The 14,836-nt window shown below is 75.5% G+C and carries 9 protein-coding genes and 1 riboswitch; of the genes, 7 read left to right on the top strand and 2 right to left on the bottom strand.

Annotated elements, in window-relative coordinates; genetic code table 11:
• Positions 1–61 precede the first annotated feature (61 nt).
• The gene (locus tag ACYP53_RS24870; RefSeq protein WP_459649027.1) at positions 62–1,306 is read right to left on the bottom strand and encodes a lanthionine synthetase C family protein; all 1,245 of its coding nucleotides are present in this window, start codon (positions 1,304–1,306) and stop codon (positions 62–64) included.
• A gap of 303 nt (positions 1,307–1,609) precedes the next feature.
• Positions 1,610–1,751, top strand: a riboswitch (SAM riboswitch).
• Between the two features lie 200 nt (positions 1,752–1,951).
• Here ACYP53_RS24870 and ACYP53_RS24865 point away from each other — a divergent pair.
• Positions 1,952–2,665 (top strand): IclR family transcriptional regulator, encoded by a 714-nt coding sequence (locus ACYP53_RS24865; protein ID WP_189922069.1) that lies wholly within the window; start codon positions 1,952–1,954, stop codon positions 2,663–2,665.
• Positions 2,666–2,718: 53 nt separating this feature from the next.
• Here the strand turns inward: ACYP53_RS24865 and ACYP53_RS24860 are convergent, their stop codons facing one another.
• Positions 2,719–3,972 carry a threonine/serine exporter family protein gene (locus ACYP53_RS24860; protein ID WP_189922071.1) on the bottom strand — a complete coding sequence of 418 codons (1,254 nt, stop codon included), beginning with the start codon at positions 3,970–3,972 and terminating at the stop codon, positions 2,719–2,721.
• A 324-nt stretch (positions 3,973–4,296) separates the two neighbouring features.
• Here ACYP53_RS24860 and ACYP53_RS24855 point away from each other — a divergent pair, with 324 nt between their 5' ends.
• From ACYP53_RS24855 to ACYP53_RS24830, 6 genes are all read left to right on the top strand, one after another.
• Entirely contained in the window at positions 4,297–5,595 is a 1,299-nt protein-coding gene (locus ACYP53_RS24855; protein ID WP_459649026.1) for a helix-turn-helix domain-containing protein, read from the top strand.
• Positions 5,596–5,888: 293 nt separating this feature from the next.
• Positions 5,889–6,302 carry a cobalamin B12-binding domain-containing protein gene (locus ACYP53_RS24850; RefSeq protein WP_459649025.1) on the top strand — a complete coding sequence of 138 codons (414 nt, stop codon included), beginning with the start codon at positions 5,889–5,891 and terminating at the stop codon, positions 6,300–6,302.
• Complete coding sequence (locus ACYP53_RS24845) at positions 6,299–7,594, top strand: methylaspartate mutase (protein WP_459649024.1); 1,296 nt, start codon at positions 6,299–6,301, stop codon at positions 7,592–7,594. Before ACYP53_RS24850 ends, ACYP53_RS24845 begins: the two co-directional genes overlap by 4 nt.
• A 97-nt stretch (positions 7,595–7,691) precedes the next feature.
• Positions 7,692–8,684 (top strand): asparagine synthetase A, encoded by a 993-nt coding sequence (locus tag ACYP53_RS24840; protein WP_459649023.1) that lies wholly within the window; start codon positions 7,692–7,694, stop codon positions 8,682–8,684.
• Positions 8,681–9,934, top strand: coding sequence for a glutamate synthase-related protein (locus ACYP53_RS24835; RefSeq protein ID WP_189922081.1), 1,254 nt, complete (start codon positions 8,681–8,683; stop codon positions 9,932–9,934). Before ACYP53_RS24840 ends, ACYP53_RS24835 begins: the two co-directional genes overlap by 4 nt.
• 143 nt (positions 9,935–10,077) lie before the next feature.
• Positions 10,078–14,793 carry an amino acid adenylation domain-containing protein gene (locus ACYP53_RS24830; protein ID WP_459649022.1) on the top strand — a complete coding sequence of 1,572 codons (4,716 nt, stop codon included), beginning with the start codon at positions 10,078–10,080 and terminating at the stop codon, positions 14,791–14,793.
• The last annotated feature ends 43 nt before the right edge of the window (positions 14,794–14,836 follow it).

Genomic DNA, 14,836 nt, shown 5'->3' with positions numbered 1-14,836 from the left:
CCCGCCGGGTGGGGCCGGCGGGCAGCGACGTCGTCGACTGGGCGGTCGGTCCCGGGCGCCGTCAGGGCCGGGGGAAGTCCGTGAGGCCGGGCAGCGGCACCGGGCCGAGCACCGCCTCGTGCAGGGCGGTCAGGATCCCGGCGGCGCCGGTGGCGAGGTCGGCCGAGAGCCGCATCGAGCGGCCGCCCGGGGATGCCGGGCCACCCCGGTGGTTCATCACCTGCGACTCCAGCAGGCGCAGCTGGCGGTCGGCCTCGGCCGGGTGCCCGGTCCGCAGCAGGTGCAGCAGCAGCCCGGCCCGGCCCTCGAACAGGCCGGGCGCGGCGACAAGGTCGGGCGCGGTGACCGGGTCAGGCCGGCAGAAGAGTGCGGCGGCCGCCAGCGCCTCGGCTAACCGGGCGGGCAGCCGGTCCGGGCCGGTGCGCAGGGCCAGTTCGGCGATCAGGCCCGCGGTGCCGACACCGCCCGCCGCCAGGTACGGGAGCTTGCGGCGGTAGCGGTCCTCGACCAGGACGAGCATCCCGTCGCCGATGTCTGCGCCGTCGAGTTCGCGGCCCAGCGCCGTCTCGGCCGCCGTGAGCCAGCCCGGGTCGCCGGTGTGCCCGTGCAGCCGCAGGAACAGCGCGGCCTGCCCGCTCCAGCCGTCCAGCGGACCGCGCAGCCGTGGCGCGGGCTCCTCCCGGGCCAGCTCGTGTCCGAGCGCCAGTGCCCAGGTGGCGAGGCCGCGCCGGCCGACCGCCTCGGCCAGGTCGAGCAGTCCGAGCGCGAGGCCGGCCCGTCCGGAGCCGAGCCCGGGGTCGGCCGGCGGCTCGGCGGCGATCACCCGCTCGATCATCGCGCAGGCCGCCTCCCGCCGGCCCAGCCGGGCCAGCGCCCAGGCGATGCCGGTCAGCCCGTCGTACAGTCCGGGCGGCAGGTCCGGCGCGGCGGCGGCGCGGGCCACCAGCCAGTCGACGTGCTCGGCCGGGGCTGGGCGGCCGCAGGCGTGCAGCGCGTACAGCACGCCGGCCGCGCCGTAGGCGAGGCCGAGTCCGCCGTGGCCGGGGTCGAACTGCTGGACGTCACTTGGGAAGAGACGGTCCGTCCGGTCGGGCGTGGCCGTCGCCAGGATGCCGTCCGCCAGCGAGTCCAGTACCGGGCGCCAGGCCTCGGTGTCCGACGCCGGGGCCTTCGGCCAACTCTCGTGCGGAGGTGTGGAGTTGCGCTCGGTGGTGGCGGTGAACCGTCCGTCCGGGCGCTCGGCGCGGGCGGGGGCGTGGTGGCGCGGCGGGTCGGTGAGGCGGTGGCGCTCGGAGCGGTCGTCCACGGTGCCCGCCTCAGCCCGCGGTCCGCGGCCGGGGGCCGCCCGCGCCCGGTCCGGCGGCCGCCCGGGTGTCGGATGTCGTCGTCATGGGTGCCCCCCTGCCTGCAGTGGATCCCGCCGGTCGCGGGCTGCTTCCGACCCTGCCACCCGCCGTCCGCGGGGTCGACGGCCCCGATCCGCCACCTTCGTGCCAACCGGGGTGGGGGAAGTGCCGGTCGTCGGCGCGCCCCTTCGGCTCGCGGGCCGGGCGTGGGGCCGGGGCAAAGGTTTGGCGGGCGGGCCGGGGAATCTTGTATGGTTCCTGGCGAATCATCCAGAGGGGTGGAGGGACCGGCCCTACGAAGCCCCGGCAACTCCCCGTTCGACCCGGCGTCCGAAGTACGCGCCGTGCCGTCCGGGTCAGTGCCAACTCCGGCCTGTCGCCACTGTGGCGCGGGAAAGATGAGGAGACACGGTGCTCTCTGTGCTGTCCTTCGCCCGGGCGCTTCCCGCCCCGGCCCTTTCGCGTACCCGTCTCGTGCCCGGCGCAGGCTCTCGGCCGACTTCCCCGGCCCGTCCGCGCTGACCACCCCCCAGGCTCCCCGCGTGGAGCCTCCGTGAGCCGGACCCACCCGCCGCTCACGGGACTTGAGACGGAGTACCCATCCCATGCAGAACACGAGTGGCGTCGGCGTGCTCGACAAGGTCACCTCGATCCTCGGCACCCTGGAGGCCGGTCCCGCGACCCTGGCCGGGCTCGTCGCCGCCACCGGCCTGGCCCGGCCCACCGCCCACCGGCTCGCGGTCGCGCTCGAACACCACCGGCTGGTCTCCCGGGACCTGCAGGGACGCTTCGTCCTCGGCCCCCGGCTCTCCGAACTCTCGGCGGCCGCCGGCGAGGACCGGCTGCTGGCCGCCGCCGGCTCGGTCCTGACCCACCTGCGGGACGTCACCGGGGAGAGTGCCCAGCTCTACCGGCGGCAGGGCGAGGTCCGGATCTGCGTGGCCGCCGCCGAGCGGCTTTCTGGTCTGCGGGACACCGTCCCGGTGGGCATCACCTTCCCGATGAAGGTCGGCTCGGCCGCCCAGGTGCTGCTGGCCTGGGAGGAGCCGGAGCGGCTCCACCGGGGCCTCCAGGGCGCCCGTTTCACCGCCACCGCGTTGAGCGGCGTCCGGCGGCGCGGCTGGGCGCAGTCGATCGGCGAGCGCGAGCTCGGGGTGGCCTCGGTCTCCGCGCCGGTCCGGGGTCCGTCCAACCGGGTGGTGGCCGCGGTCTCGGTGTCCGGCCCGATCGAACGGCTCACCCGCCACCCCGGCGCCCAGCTGTCCCAGGCCGTCATGGAGGCGGCCACCCGGCTCACCGAGGCGCTGCGCCACCCCTGACCGGCCCCGCCCCTCCCCGCCCCCGCCCGAAACTCGCCGTCGCGCCGCCCGGTTCAGGTCCGGGGCCGGGCGACGGCGAAGGAGGGGCGGGGGATCCGGCTGACCACGGCGCCGATCAGGGTGCCGATCGACACCCCGAACACCGCCGAGACGGCCGCCAGCACCGACTGGGCGCCGTTCCCGACCTCGATCTGCGCGGTGTTCAGCAGGCCGAAGGAGCCCGGCACCACGATCCAGAACGCCGGCAGGTAGAGCACCTGCCAGAGCGGGCCGCCGGGCAGCCAGTGCACCAGGGTCGCCGCGACCGCCGCCGAGACCGCCCCGGCCAGGCCGCCGATGGCCGCGCCGTGCACCGATCCCACCACCACCTGGACGGTCACGCTCACCGCGATCACCACGACGATCCACGGGACGGCCGCGGGCGGGGCGTGGACGTTGACCACCACTCCGGCCACCGCGACCGCCAGCCCCAGCCCGATCACCCACCAGCTCGGTTTCGCCACCTGGACGTTGGCCAGCGCGGCGGCCGGCAGGCCGATCGCCGTCGCGGCCGCCGCCACCCCGGCCAGGAAGAGCGCCAGTTGCACCGCGCCGGACACCAGCCGGGCGGTCCCCGCGCTGGCCGCGCCCGCGGCGATCTCCGACAGGCCGGTGACCAGCAGCCCGCCCGGCAGCAGGATCGCCAGGGTGGCCACGATCGTCCGCAGGGGGCCGTCCAGCAGGGAGGCGCGGGCCAGCGACAGGACCAGCAGCGCCACCAGGAACCCGGCGGTGACGGGCAGCAGCGGCCGCAGGTACGGCAGGCGCCGCGCGAGCACGGTCAGCCCCACCACGATCAGCGAGCCGAGCCCGGCCGCCAGCACGTTGGCCGCCGCCGGCTGCAGGAACAGGCAGACCCCGACCCCGACGGGCAGCGCCCCGAGGTCCGCCACCCAGCCGGGCCAGCGGGCCGGCGCCCGCCGGATCCGGTCCAGTTCGGCGAGCGCCCGGGGTCCGTCCAGCTCGCCCGCCCGCAGCCGGTGCACCAGGTGCAGGACGTCCGCCGTCTGCTCGAAGCGAAGCGCGGCGCCCACCGGCTGGAACCGGGTGCCCTCGTCGGCGGTCAGCGCGACGAACAGGCCGTTGGTCAGCGCGGCGACCCGTACCTCCGGCGCCCCCAGCGCCCGGCCCAGTCCGCGGAGTTCCTCCTCCACCTCGTGGACGGGCAGACCACCGCCGAGCAGGGCTTCCCCCAGGTCGAGCAGCAGACGGCGGAGCGGATCGGGCGGGGCGGCGGCGTCCCGGACCGGCGGAGACTTTCTGGACATGGCAGGTATCGTCCCACCCCGCCCGCTTCGGTCCGCCTGTGCCCCGGTCCGTCCGCTTCCCTCCCGGCCGTGCCCCCGTTTCCGGAGGGCCCCGCACGGGATGTGGGGCAGGCGTGAAGGTCGCGGGTGGGGCCGGTGATCGGCCGTTGATCGCGCGTAGACGCCGAGCCTGGAGCATCGGGAACCGGAGGGAACCGGTTCGGAGGCCACAGCCTGACCACCGGGTCCCGTACGGCCGGACCACGGGCCGTACGGGTGCCCGGTGCTCACGCCGCCGGACCGGGCCTCCAGTGAGTGTCCGAACCACGGAAGGGCAGACGAGGCATGGACAGCGGGCAGTCGGTGCAAGCGGTGAGGACGGCGGCGGGCTTCGGAGAGCTGCTGCGGGTACGGCGCGAGCGGATCGGGCTGACCCAGCAGTGCCTGGCCGACCACGCCACCCTGAGCGTGCGGGCGATCCGGGACATGGAGGCCGGCCGGGTCCGCCGGCCCCGCAACGAGACCGTGCGGCTGCTGGCGGACGCGCTGCGGCTGGAGGGCCGCAGCCGGACGGACTTCGAGGAGTCCGCCCGCCGGCACCCGCTCGGCGACGATCCGGTGGCGCTGCCGGTGCCGGCCGCCCCGCCGGTGGCGCGCGGGGCGATCGTCGGCCGGGAGATGGAGACCGAGGTCCTGGTCGACGCCTTCGCCGTGCACGGGGACCGGCTGGTCTCGCTGGTGGGCCTCGGCGGGGTGGGCAAGACCCGGCTCGCCCTGGAGGTGGCCCGGCGGGTGCACCTGGCCGCCCGCTGGTCGGTGCGGTGGGTGGAGTGCGGCGGCGGCGCGCACCCCTGGCGCGGCCGGGCGGACGAGCTCGTCCGGGAGATCGGCGACCGCCCCGCCCTGCTGGTGCTGGACGGCGCCGACGGCGGAGTGGACACCGGACAGCTGGACGCGCTGTTCCACCACTGCCCCGGGCTGCGGGTGCTGATCACCGCCCGGGAAGCCCGGCCGCTGCCCGGCTGCCAGGTCATCCCGCTCGCGCCGCTGCCCGTCCCGGCGCCCGAACTCGACGCCGATCCGGAGGCGCTGGCGCAGGTCGGAGCCGTCCGGCTGCTGCTCTCGCACCTGTGCCGGCTGCGCCCCGGCTACACCCTGGAGCGCTCCGAGGCGCCCGCCGTCGCGGAGCTCTGCCGCCACCTCGACGGCCTGCCGGGCGCGCTGGAGCGCGCGGCGGGCTGGGCGCTGGTGCAGTCCCCCGGCCAGCTGGTGGACCGGCTGGCGGCCGTCCCGTTCACCCTGGCGGCGCCGCCGCTGGTGTACGGCGCGCGCGGTGACGTCCGGGACGAGGTGGAGCCGGCGATCCGCCGGCTGACGGAACGCCAGCGCGCCCTGCTGGAGGTCCTGGTGGACGGGCCGGGGGACTGGTCCGGGGAGGACGCGGTGGTCCGCAGCGGCTGGGCCCTGCAGACCTGCCTCGCGACGGTGCACGAGCTGCTGTCGCGCGGACTGATCCGCAGCGTGCCCGCCCGGGACGGCGTGCGGTTCACGGTGCTCAACCTCTGCCGGCGCCTCGTCCGGGAGGAGCCGGGGCTGCGGCTGGCCGCGGCCGGGGACGTGCCGCTGCTGGCGGTCGCGGGCTGATGCGGGCCGACCCGGCGGCAGCGCCTCCGGCGGCTGTGCCTTCGGTGGTCGTGCCTTCGGTGGCTGTGCCCCCGGCGGCAGTGCCTCCGGTGGGCGCCGATTCTGCCGCATTGTGCCGCTGGAGCTGCCGCTCACCGGGCCCGATCGTTCCTAACGTTCTCCGTGGGGCTGGGCCGTCGCGGAACGCGCGCCGGAGTTCCCGGACCGCCGGCCCGGGCGTCGGCGGAATTCCATCGACGATCTCTACCGATGAGGGCTGAGTTGTGGAGCACGGAAATGCCGAAGACGGCGGGTTGGACGTCGTCGTGACGACGCTGGCCTCGGATTCGCACACCTGGAACCTGGTCTTCCTGCAGCTGCTGCTGGAGGAGATGGGCCACCGGGTGACGAACCTGGGCGCCTGCGTCCCGGACGCGCTGCTGCTCGCCGAATGCCGCCGGATCGTGCCGGACCTGATCGTCATCAGCAGCGTCAACGGGCACGGCCACCAGGAGGGCCTGCGGGTCATCCCGGCCCTGCGGGCCTGCCCGGAACTGCGGCGCACGCCGACCGTCATCGGCGGAAAGCTCGGCATCGCCGGGGCCGACGACCCCGACCGCGAGCGGACCCTGCTGTCGGCCGGCTTCGACGCCGTCTTCGAGGAGGGCGGCTCGGTCGCCCCGTTCCGCGAGTTCGTCGACGGGCTGCGCTCCCGGGTCCTGCTGTGACCGGCTTCGGCGCGTTCGTGGCGCAGGCCGCCGACGCCGGGGCCCTGGTGGTCCAGCCCCGGATGGGCATGGCGGAGGCGGCCCGGATGCGGGACGGCCTGCTCGCCACCCGGGGAGCGGCCGCCGTCACCGTCGGCACCATCACCCTGGACAGTTACACCCGCACCGGCGACCTCGACGCCGCGCGGCGCGCCCTGGCCCTCGGGGCGGGCCTCAACGGCTACCCGATCGCCACCCACCCGGTCGACGTCACCCGGGCGGTGCTGCACGGCGTCGCCGACGCGGGCTTTCCCGTGCAGGTCCGGCACGGCTCGGCCGCGCCGGAGCGGATCTTCGAGGCGCTGCTGGCGGCCGGCCTGGACGCAACCGAGGGCGGACCGGTCTCCTACTGCCTGCCGTACGGCCGCACCCCGCTCCACGAGGCGGTGGCCTGCTGGCGGCGCAGCTGCGAACTCCTCGCCTCCATCCGGGAGTTCGGAGCGGAACCGCACCTGGAGACGTTCGGCGGCTGCATGATGGGCCAGCTCTGCCCGCCCTCGCTGCTGATCGCGATCAGCGTGCTGGAGGCGCTGTTCTTCCGCCAGCACGGACTGCGCAGCATCTCGCTCAGCTACGCCCAGCAGACCAACGCCCGGCAGGACGAGGAGGCGCTGGCCGCGCTCGGCCGGATCGCGGACGAGCTGCTCGCGGACGTCGACCGGCACCTCGTGGTGTACGCCTACATGGGCGTCTACCCGCGCTCGCCCGGTGGCGCGCGGCTGCTGCTGGAGGACGCGGCGCGGCTCGCCGTGCGCGGCGGCGCGGCCCGGCTGATCGTCAAGACCACGGCCGAGGCGCACCGCATTCCGACCGTCACCGAGAACGTCCGGGCGCTGGAGGCCGCCGCCGCGGCCGCCACGGCGGAGCGCACCCGCCCGCGGCCCGCCGCGCCGCCGGACACCGGGATCGAGGCCGAGGCCAGGGCGCTGATCGGTGCCGTGCTCGACCTGGACGCCGACCTCGGGCGGGCCCTGGTCCGGGCGTTCGCGGCCGGCTACCTGGACGTGCCCTACTGCCTGCACCCCGACAACGCCGGGCGGACCCGCAGTTCGCTCGGCCCCGACGGGCGGCTGTACTGGTCGGCCGTCGGCTCGATGCCGATCGCCGGGCTGGTCGAGGGCGGCCGCCCGCCGATCCTCGGCTCGGCCGGGCTGCTGTCCGCGCTCTCCCACGTCCAGCGGCGCTACGACGGCCGGGACCCGCGGCCGGCCGCCACGCCGCCCGTACCCCGGGGCCTGCCGGCCGCGCGCTGAGCCGACCGCCCGCTGAGGCAACCCGAGACCCCCGCTTTCCGAGCACAGACCCGCCTTTCCGAGCACAGACCCGCCCCGAGAGATGAGGACCCCGACCATGCCCGACGCCACGCCCCTGCCCCCGACCGACCCGGGCCGGCACCTGACCGCGCCGGCCACCCGCAGCGCGCTCCGCGTCCAGCAGCAACTGCTGACCGCCGCCCGCGAGTTCCTGCGCGGCCGGGGCTTCACCGAGCTGCTGCCGCCGATCATCGGCCCGGTCACCGACCCCGGCGCGCGCGGCTCCAAGCAGGTGGACATCGACTTCTACGGCCATCGCTACAAGCTGATGACCAGCGCGATCCTGTACAAGCAGGCCTCGCTGCTCGCCTTCGACAAGATCTTCTGCATCGCCCCGAACGTCCGCCTGGAGCCCCTGGAGACCGCCGGGACCAACCGGCACCTGGCCGAGTTCCACCAGCTGGACGTGGAGGTCGCCGGCGCGAGCCGCGACGAGGTCGTCCAGCTGGCCGAGGAGCTGGTGGTGCACATGGTCGACAGCGCGGTGCGCGAGCTGCCCAAGGAGTTCGCCGAACTCGGCCGGGACCCGCAGGCGTTCGCCGAACTGCTGAAGGGCTCCTTCGGGCGCATCCGGCACGCCGAGGCGGTCACCGAGCTCCAGGGCATCGGGCACCCGCAGAGCGCCGACGCCGAACTCGACTGGGAGGGCGAGGCGTTGCTGTCGGCCCGGCGCGACCGGCCGTTCTTCGTCACCGACTACCCGAAGGGCTCGCGCGGCTTCTACGACCGCGAGCACCCCGACGACCCGGGCCTGCTGCGCAACTTCGACCTGCTCGCGCCCGAGGGCTACGGCGAGCTGTGCAGCGGCAGCCAGCGCACCAACGACTACGCGGAGATCGTCACCCGGATGCGGGAGACCGGCGAGAACCCGCAGAAGTACCGCTGGTACCTGGACCTGGTGCGCGAGGGCGTGCCGGCCAGCGCGGGCTTCGGCATCGGGGTCGAGCGGCTCACCCGCTACGTCGCCGGGCTGGACGCCGTCTGGCAGGCCAGTGCCTTCCCGAAGCTCGCCGGGGTGGTGTCGCCTTGAGCGATCTCAGCGCACCCGGTTTCCCGGAGGAGGAGGTCCGGCGGCGGGCCCGGGCCGGGGCGGCGGCCGCGTTCCCGCCCGCCGAGGAGTACGGGCACGTGCTGTTCGGTGCGGGCGGGCCCGACACGGCCGACCGGTTCGTCCGGCCGGACGCGCTGGACGCCCTGCGGATCGTCCCGCCGCTGTTCCTGCCGCAGCGGCTCGCCAAACTGATCGACCTGGGCCGCGAGCCCGACTACCGGGACGTCGAACTCACCACCACCATCGGCGGGTTCACCTCCGCGCTGCCGGTGTACGTATCCGCGACCGGCTCCACCCGGGCGGCCGGCGGGGACCTGGGGCTGGCCCTGAGCCGGCAGGCCGGCGCGCTCGGGATCCCGATGGTGATCGGCGAGAACGTGGTGCCGGTGAACGGATACGGCCGGCTCGGCGAGGCGGCCGACCGCACCCTGCTCGGCCGGCTGCGCGCCTACGGCGAGGAACTCCCGGACGGGCTGGGCGGCGTGGCCGTCCAGCAGAGCACCGAGGACGCCGACGCCGAGGTGTGGAACCTCGTCCACAGTGACCCGGCCGCCCTGCCGCTGCTCGAATCCGGGCGGCTGGCCTTCGAGTTGAAGGTCGGCCAGGGCGCCAAGCCGGGCCTGGGCGGGATGACCGTGCTGGAGGCGGAGGCCGCCGCCGCGCTGGGCGACCGCTTCGGGCTGGATCCGCTGTTCGGCGACGGCCGGGTGCTGCGCGCCGCGACCCCGGGCACCTTCACCGCGGAGATCCTGCGCCAGCAGATCCGGCTGATGCGCAACAACTACCCGAGGGTGCGGATCTGGGTGAAGCTCTACCCCGGCCGGGACGTGGCCGAGGCGGCCCGGGTGGCGCACGAGGCCGGCGCGGACGCCGTCGTGGTGGACGGCGCCGAGGGCGGCACCGGCTGGGCGCCCGGGGTGTTCCTGCCGCACGTCGGACTGCCGCTGGCGGAGTGCCTGCGCCGGCTGGCGGCCGACCCGCCGCCGAGCCTGCTGGTCTCCGGGCGGATCTGGGAGGGGGCCAGGGCGGTCAAGAGCCTGGCGCTGGGCGCCCGCGCGGTGGGCCTCGGCCGGGCGGCGCTGCTGGCCGTCGCGGAGGACCGGGAATCCGGGCTGCGCCGATTCGCGGAATGCCTGGCGCTGGAACTCCGACTGCTGATCAGTGCGCTCGGAAAATATGCGCCGGACGCCCTCGACCGGGCTGACGTATGGTCTTCCGAGGAATTCTGAACCACCCCGGCCGGTAGCCCTGGCCTGCTCGGAAAGCGGCATGATGAAACTGCCGATTTCCTTCCGCTCGTTCTGCCGATAGGGCCTTCGAATTCCCCCTATCGTTGATTTCGTCGCCGATTTCTCTCACGATCTGGGGTTGGATGATGTCCTCTCGCGGTTTCCCCGTCGAATTCACGGCGCCCGAATTCGGGCCGTTCGCCGCCGCCGTCCGCCGCTTTCCGGAGCGGCCGGCCGTCCGATCCGGCGGCCGGACCGTCAGCTACCGGGAGCTGGACGGCCTGACCGCCGCCCTCGCCGCCCGGATCGCCCCCGGGCGGACGGTGGCCGTCACCGGCCGCGACCGGCTGGACCACGTGGTCGCGCTGCTGGCGGTGCTGCGGGCGGGCGCCACCTATCTGCCGCTGGACCGGGAGGCCCCCGAGGACCGCAACCGCTGGATCGCCGAGGACGCCGGGGCCTCCCTCGCCCTCGACGGCGAGACGCTCACCGAGCTGACCGCACAGGCGGATTCCGCCGCCGCCGGCTACGTCATCTACACCTCCGGCACCACCGGCCGCCCCAAGGGCGTGCACGTGCCGCTCGCCGCGCTCACCGGCCACCTGGCCGCGGTGGTCGAGACCTTCGGCCTCACCGAGCGGGACGTGGTGCTGCAGTTCGCCCGTCCGACCGTGGACGTGGCGGTGGAGCAGGTGCTCGGCGCCCTCGCCGCCGGGGCCTGCCTGGTCCTGCCGGAACAGCAACTCCTCGCCCCGGCCGAGCTGCTGGACCTGCTGGACACCGAGGGCGTCACCGTCGCCAACCTGGCGGCCGGCTACTTCCAGGACGTGGTGGCGGCCCTCGGCGGCCGGGTGCCGCGCACCCTGCGGCTGATGGTCTCCGGCAGCGACAAGCTGGAGCCGGCCACCGCCGCCGCCTGGTGGGCGGCGACCGGGGTGCCGCTGCTGAACGCGTACGGCCCGACCGAGACCGTGGTCACCGCCACCACCCACCGGCTGGCCGGTGAGCAGCCGGCCGCCCGGGTGCCGATCGGCACCGCGCTGGGCGCCCGGCGGCTCTACGTCCTGGACGAGCGGCTGCGGCCGGTGCCGCCCGGCGAGTCCGGCGAACTGTACGTCGGCGGGCCGCTGTTGGCCTCCGGCTACCTGGGCCGTCCCGGCCTCACCGCCGACCGCTTCGTCGCGGACCCGTTCGCGGCCGGGCCCGACGGTCAACAGGAACAACCAGGCGGCGCGCGGATGTACCGCACCGGCGACGTGGTGCGCCGCACGGCCGAGGACGGCCCGCTGGAGTTCCTCGGCCGCAGCGACCACCAGGTGAAGATCCGGGGCTTCCGGGTCGAGCCCGGGGAGATCGAGCAGGTGCTGGCCGGCCACCCCGGCGTCACCGGCTGTGTCGTGGTGGCGTACGAGGGCCGGCTGGCCGCGTACGTGACGGGCGCCGTGCCCGGGTACGCCGAGGTCCGGCCGTGGCTGGCCGAGCGGCTGCCGGAGCACATGGTCCCGGCGACGCTGACCGCCCTGGAGGCCTTCCCGCTGACCGCGGGCGGCAAGGTGGACCGGGCCGCGCTGCCCGAGCCGCAGGCCGCCGCCGAGGGCAGGCCGGCCGGCCGTCCGCCGCGCACCCCCGCCGAGCAGCTGATCGCGGCGGTCTGGGCGGACGTGCTCGGGGTGCCGGAGGTCAGCGCCGACGACAACTTCTTCCACCTGGGCGGCGATTCGCTGACCGCCGTACGGGTGGTGGGCCGGGTCTTCGACGTCTTCGGCATGGTGTCGCCGTACACCATCTTCGACGCGCCGACGCTGGCCGAGTTCGCCGCCGCGGTGAGCTCCGCGACCGGGGGCGAGCGCCCGGAGCTGGTCCGGTCGGGCGCCACCGAGGCCCCGCTGTCCAAGTTCCAGCGCGGCCTCTGGTTCCTCGACCAGTGGAACCCGGACGCGCCGACCTACGTGGTGCCCTGGGTGTTCCGCTTCGCCGGGCCGGTCGACCCGGAGCTGCTGCGGCGGGCGCTGGCGGGGGTGGTGGAGCGGCACGAGAGCCTACGGACGACCTTCGAGCTCGCCGAGGACGGTCCGCGCCAGGTCGTCCACCCGTCGGTGGAGCTGCCGTTCACGCTCACCGAGACCACCGCCGACCGGGTGGACGAGCTGGTCGCCGAGGCCGCGCTGGTCCCCTTCGACCTGGAGCGGGGGCCGCTGGTGCGCGCCCGGGTCTTCCGGGCCGACGGGGCGACCACGCTGCTGCTGCTCTTCCACCACATCGTCTGGGACGAGGGCTCGCTGGCGGTGCTGGAGGGCGAACTCCAGGAGCTGTACGCCGCGGCCGCCGAGGGCCGTCCGGCCGCGCTGCCGGAACTGGCCGTCCAGTACGGCGACTACGCCGCCTGGCAGTACCGGGACGACACCGCCGAGCGGCAACTCGACTACTGGCGTGAGCAGTTGCGCGACGCCCCGACGGAGCCGGCGCTGGCCACGGAACACCCCAGGCCCGAGGAGCAGGCCTTCCGCGGCGCCTTCCACCGCTTCGCGATGCCGGACCCGGTGGCCGAGGCCGTCCGGGCGCTGGCCCGCAGCGAGGACGCCACCCCGTTCATGGTGCTGCTGGCCGGGCTGGCGCTCACCCTGCACCGCCGCTCCGGGCAGCGCGACCTGGTGCTCGGCTCGCCGGTGAACGTCCGGGGCCGGGCCGAACTCGACGGCCTGATCGGCTACTTCGTCAACCTGCTGCCACTGCGGCTGAAGCTGGAGGAGGGGGCGTCCTTCCGCGAGCTGGTCCGGCACGTGCGCGAGGTGTCGATCGGCGGCTACCGCCACCAGGAGGTGCCCTTCGACGACATCGCGAACGCCGTCCTGGAGGAGCGCCCCGAGGACCGCAACCCGCTCTGCCAGGTGCTGCTGGAGCTGCACCCGCTGGACACCCGGCCGTTCACGGTCGGCGGCCACCAGGTGACCCGCGCCCTGCACTCCAACCCGGTCTCCCGCTTCGACCTCTCCGTCTCGGTGGACGACCTCGGCACCGGCTTCACCGGCCGCTTCGAGTACGACAGCGACCTCTTCGGCCCGGCCGCCATGGCCGGCCTGTGCGAGGAGTGGCTGGGCACCCTGGCCGCCGCCGTCGAGGTGCCGGTGCACGCGCTGTTCGAGGCGCGGGCCGCCGGCGCCCCGCACGCCACCGCCCTGGTCTCCGGCGAACGGACCGTCGGCTACGGCGAGTTGAACGCCGACGCGAACCGGCTCGCCCGCCACCTGGCGGGCCTGGGCATCGGCCGCGGCGACACCGTCGCGGTGCTGGCCGAGCGCGGCCCCGAGCTGGTCACCGCGCTGCTGGCGGCCCTCAAGACCGGCGCCGCCTACACCCTGCTGGACCCGGACTTCCCGGCCGAGCGGCTGGCCGGCGCGGTCGCCGAGACCGGCGCCGCCACGGTGGTCACCCACCGGCGCGCCACGGTGCCGTTCGCCCTCCCGGAGCGGGTGGGCCAGGTGGACCTGGACGCCTCGGCCGCCGAACTCGCCGCGTACCCGGCGCACGACCTCGGCCTGCCGGTCGGCGGCGCCGACCTCGCCTGCGTGATGTTCACCTCCGGCTCCACCGGCCGCCCCAAGGGCGTGGCCGTCCCGCACCGGGCGCTCACCAGCACCTACCTCGGCCAGGACTACGCCCGCTTCGGCCCGGAGGAGGTCTGGCTGCAGTGCTCGCCGGTCTCCTGGGACGCCTTCGCGCTGGAGCTCTACGGCGCCCTCTGCTTCGGCGGCAGCTGCGTCCTGCAGCCCGGCCAGCGGCCGGACCCGCAGACCATCGCCGAGCTGACCCGCCGCCACGGCGTCACCCAGCTCCAGCTCTCCGCGAGCCTGTTCAACTTCCTGCTGGAGGAGTTCCCGGAGACCTACGACGGCCTCAAGCTCGCCTTCACCGCCGGTGAACGGGCCTCCGTCACCCATGTGGCGAAGGCCCTGGAGAACCACCCCGGCCTGGCGGTCGCCAACGGCTACGGCCCGGTCGAGAGCCTCGGGCTGACCACCTGCCACCGGGTCGCCCCCGCCGACCTGGCCGGCGGCTCGGTGCCGATCGGCGCCGCGCTGAACGGCAAGGGCGTCCACGTCCTGGACGAGCTGCTGCGTCCGGTCGAGCCCGGCGTCACGGGCGAGCTGTACGCCGCCGGCGGCGGCCTCGCCCACGGCTACCTCGGCCGGCCCGCGCTGACCGCCGAACGCTTCGTCGCCTCCCCGTTCAGCGAGTCCGGCGAGCGGCTCTACCGCACCGGCGACCTCGGCTTCGTCAACGCCGAGGGGCTGCTGGAGGTCACCGGCCGGGTCGACGACCAGGTCAAGGTCCGCGGCTTCCGGGTCGAGCCCGGCGAGATCGAGGACGCGCTCACCCGCCACCCGGCCGTCCAGGAGGCGGTGGTCACCGTGCACGAGCCCGCCCCGGGCGACCGCCGGCTCGCCGCCTACGTCACCGTCGGCGCCGATGCCCCCGACCCGGACGCCCTGCTCGACCACCTGGCCGCCCTGCTGCCCGAGCACATGGTGCCCGCCACCCTGGACGTCCTGGACGCGCTGCCGCTCAACCACAACGGCAAGGTCGACCGCCGGGCGCTGCCCGCCCCCGTGGGCCGCCGGGCCGCCGCGCCCGACCCGCTGACCGAGGCCGAGCGGCTGGTCGCCGACGCGATGCGCGAGGTGCTCGACCTCGCCGAGGTCGGCCGCGAGGACAACTTCTTCCGGATCGGCGGCAACTCGCTGGCCGCCGTCCGGGTCGCGATGCGACTGTCCCGGGAGACCGGTACCCGCGTCCCCCCGCAACTGGTGTTCCGGGCCCGCACCGTGAGCGCCATCGCCGAACGGCTGGCCGCCCGATGACGGGCCGTACTGCACAGGAAGGGAACGAGCCCGTGGGCCCGTC

The sequence above is a fragment of the Kitasatospora sp. Ki12 genome (assembly GCF_054601375.1).
Note: the sequence above shows the minus strand (reverse complement) of the source record. Positions and strands in the feature narration are given on the sequence as shown.

What these genes read in the sequence shown, in the direction of transcription:
- ACYP53_RS24865 (WP_189922069.1), top strand. Translation starts at nt 1,952, where the DNA reads ATGCAGAACACGAGTGGCGTCGGCGTGCTCGACAAGGTCACCTCGATC.
- ACYP53_RS24830 (WP_459649022.1), top strand. Translation starts at nt 10,078, where the DNA reads ATGATGTCCTCTCGCGGTTTCCCCGTCGAATTCACGGCGCCCGAATTC.
- ACYP53_RS24840 (WP_459649023.1), top strand. Translation starts at nt 7,692, where the DNA reads ATGCCCGACGCCACGCCCCTGCCCCCGACCGACCCGGGCCGGCACCTG.
- ACYP53_RS24860 (WP_189922071.1), bottom strand. Translation starts at nt 3,972, where the DNA reads ATGTCCAGAAAGTCTCCGCCGGTCCGGGACGCCGCCGCCCCGCCCGAT.
- ACYP53_RS24855 (WP_459649026.1), top strand. Translation starts at nt 4,297, where the DNA reads ATGGACAGCGGGCAGTCGGTGCAAGCGGTGAGGACGGCGGCGGGCTTC.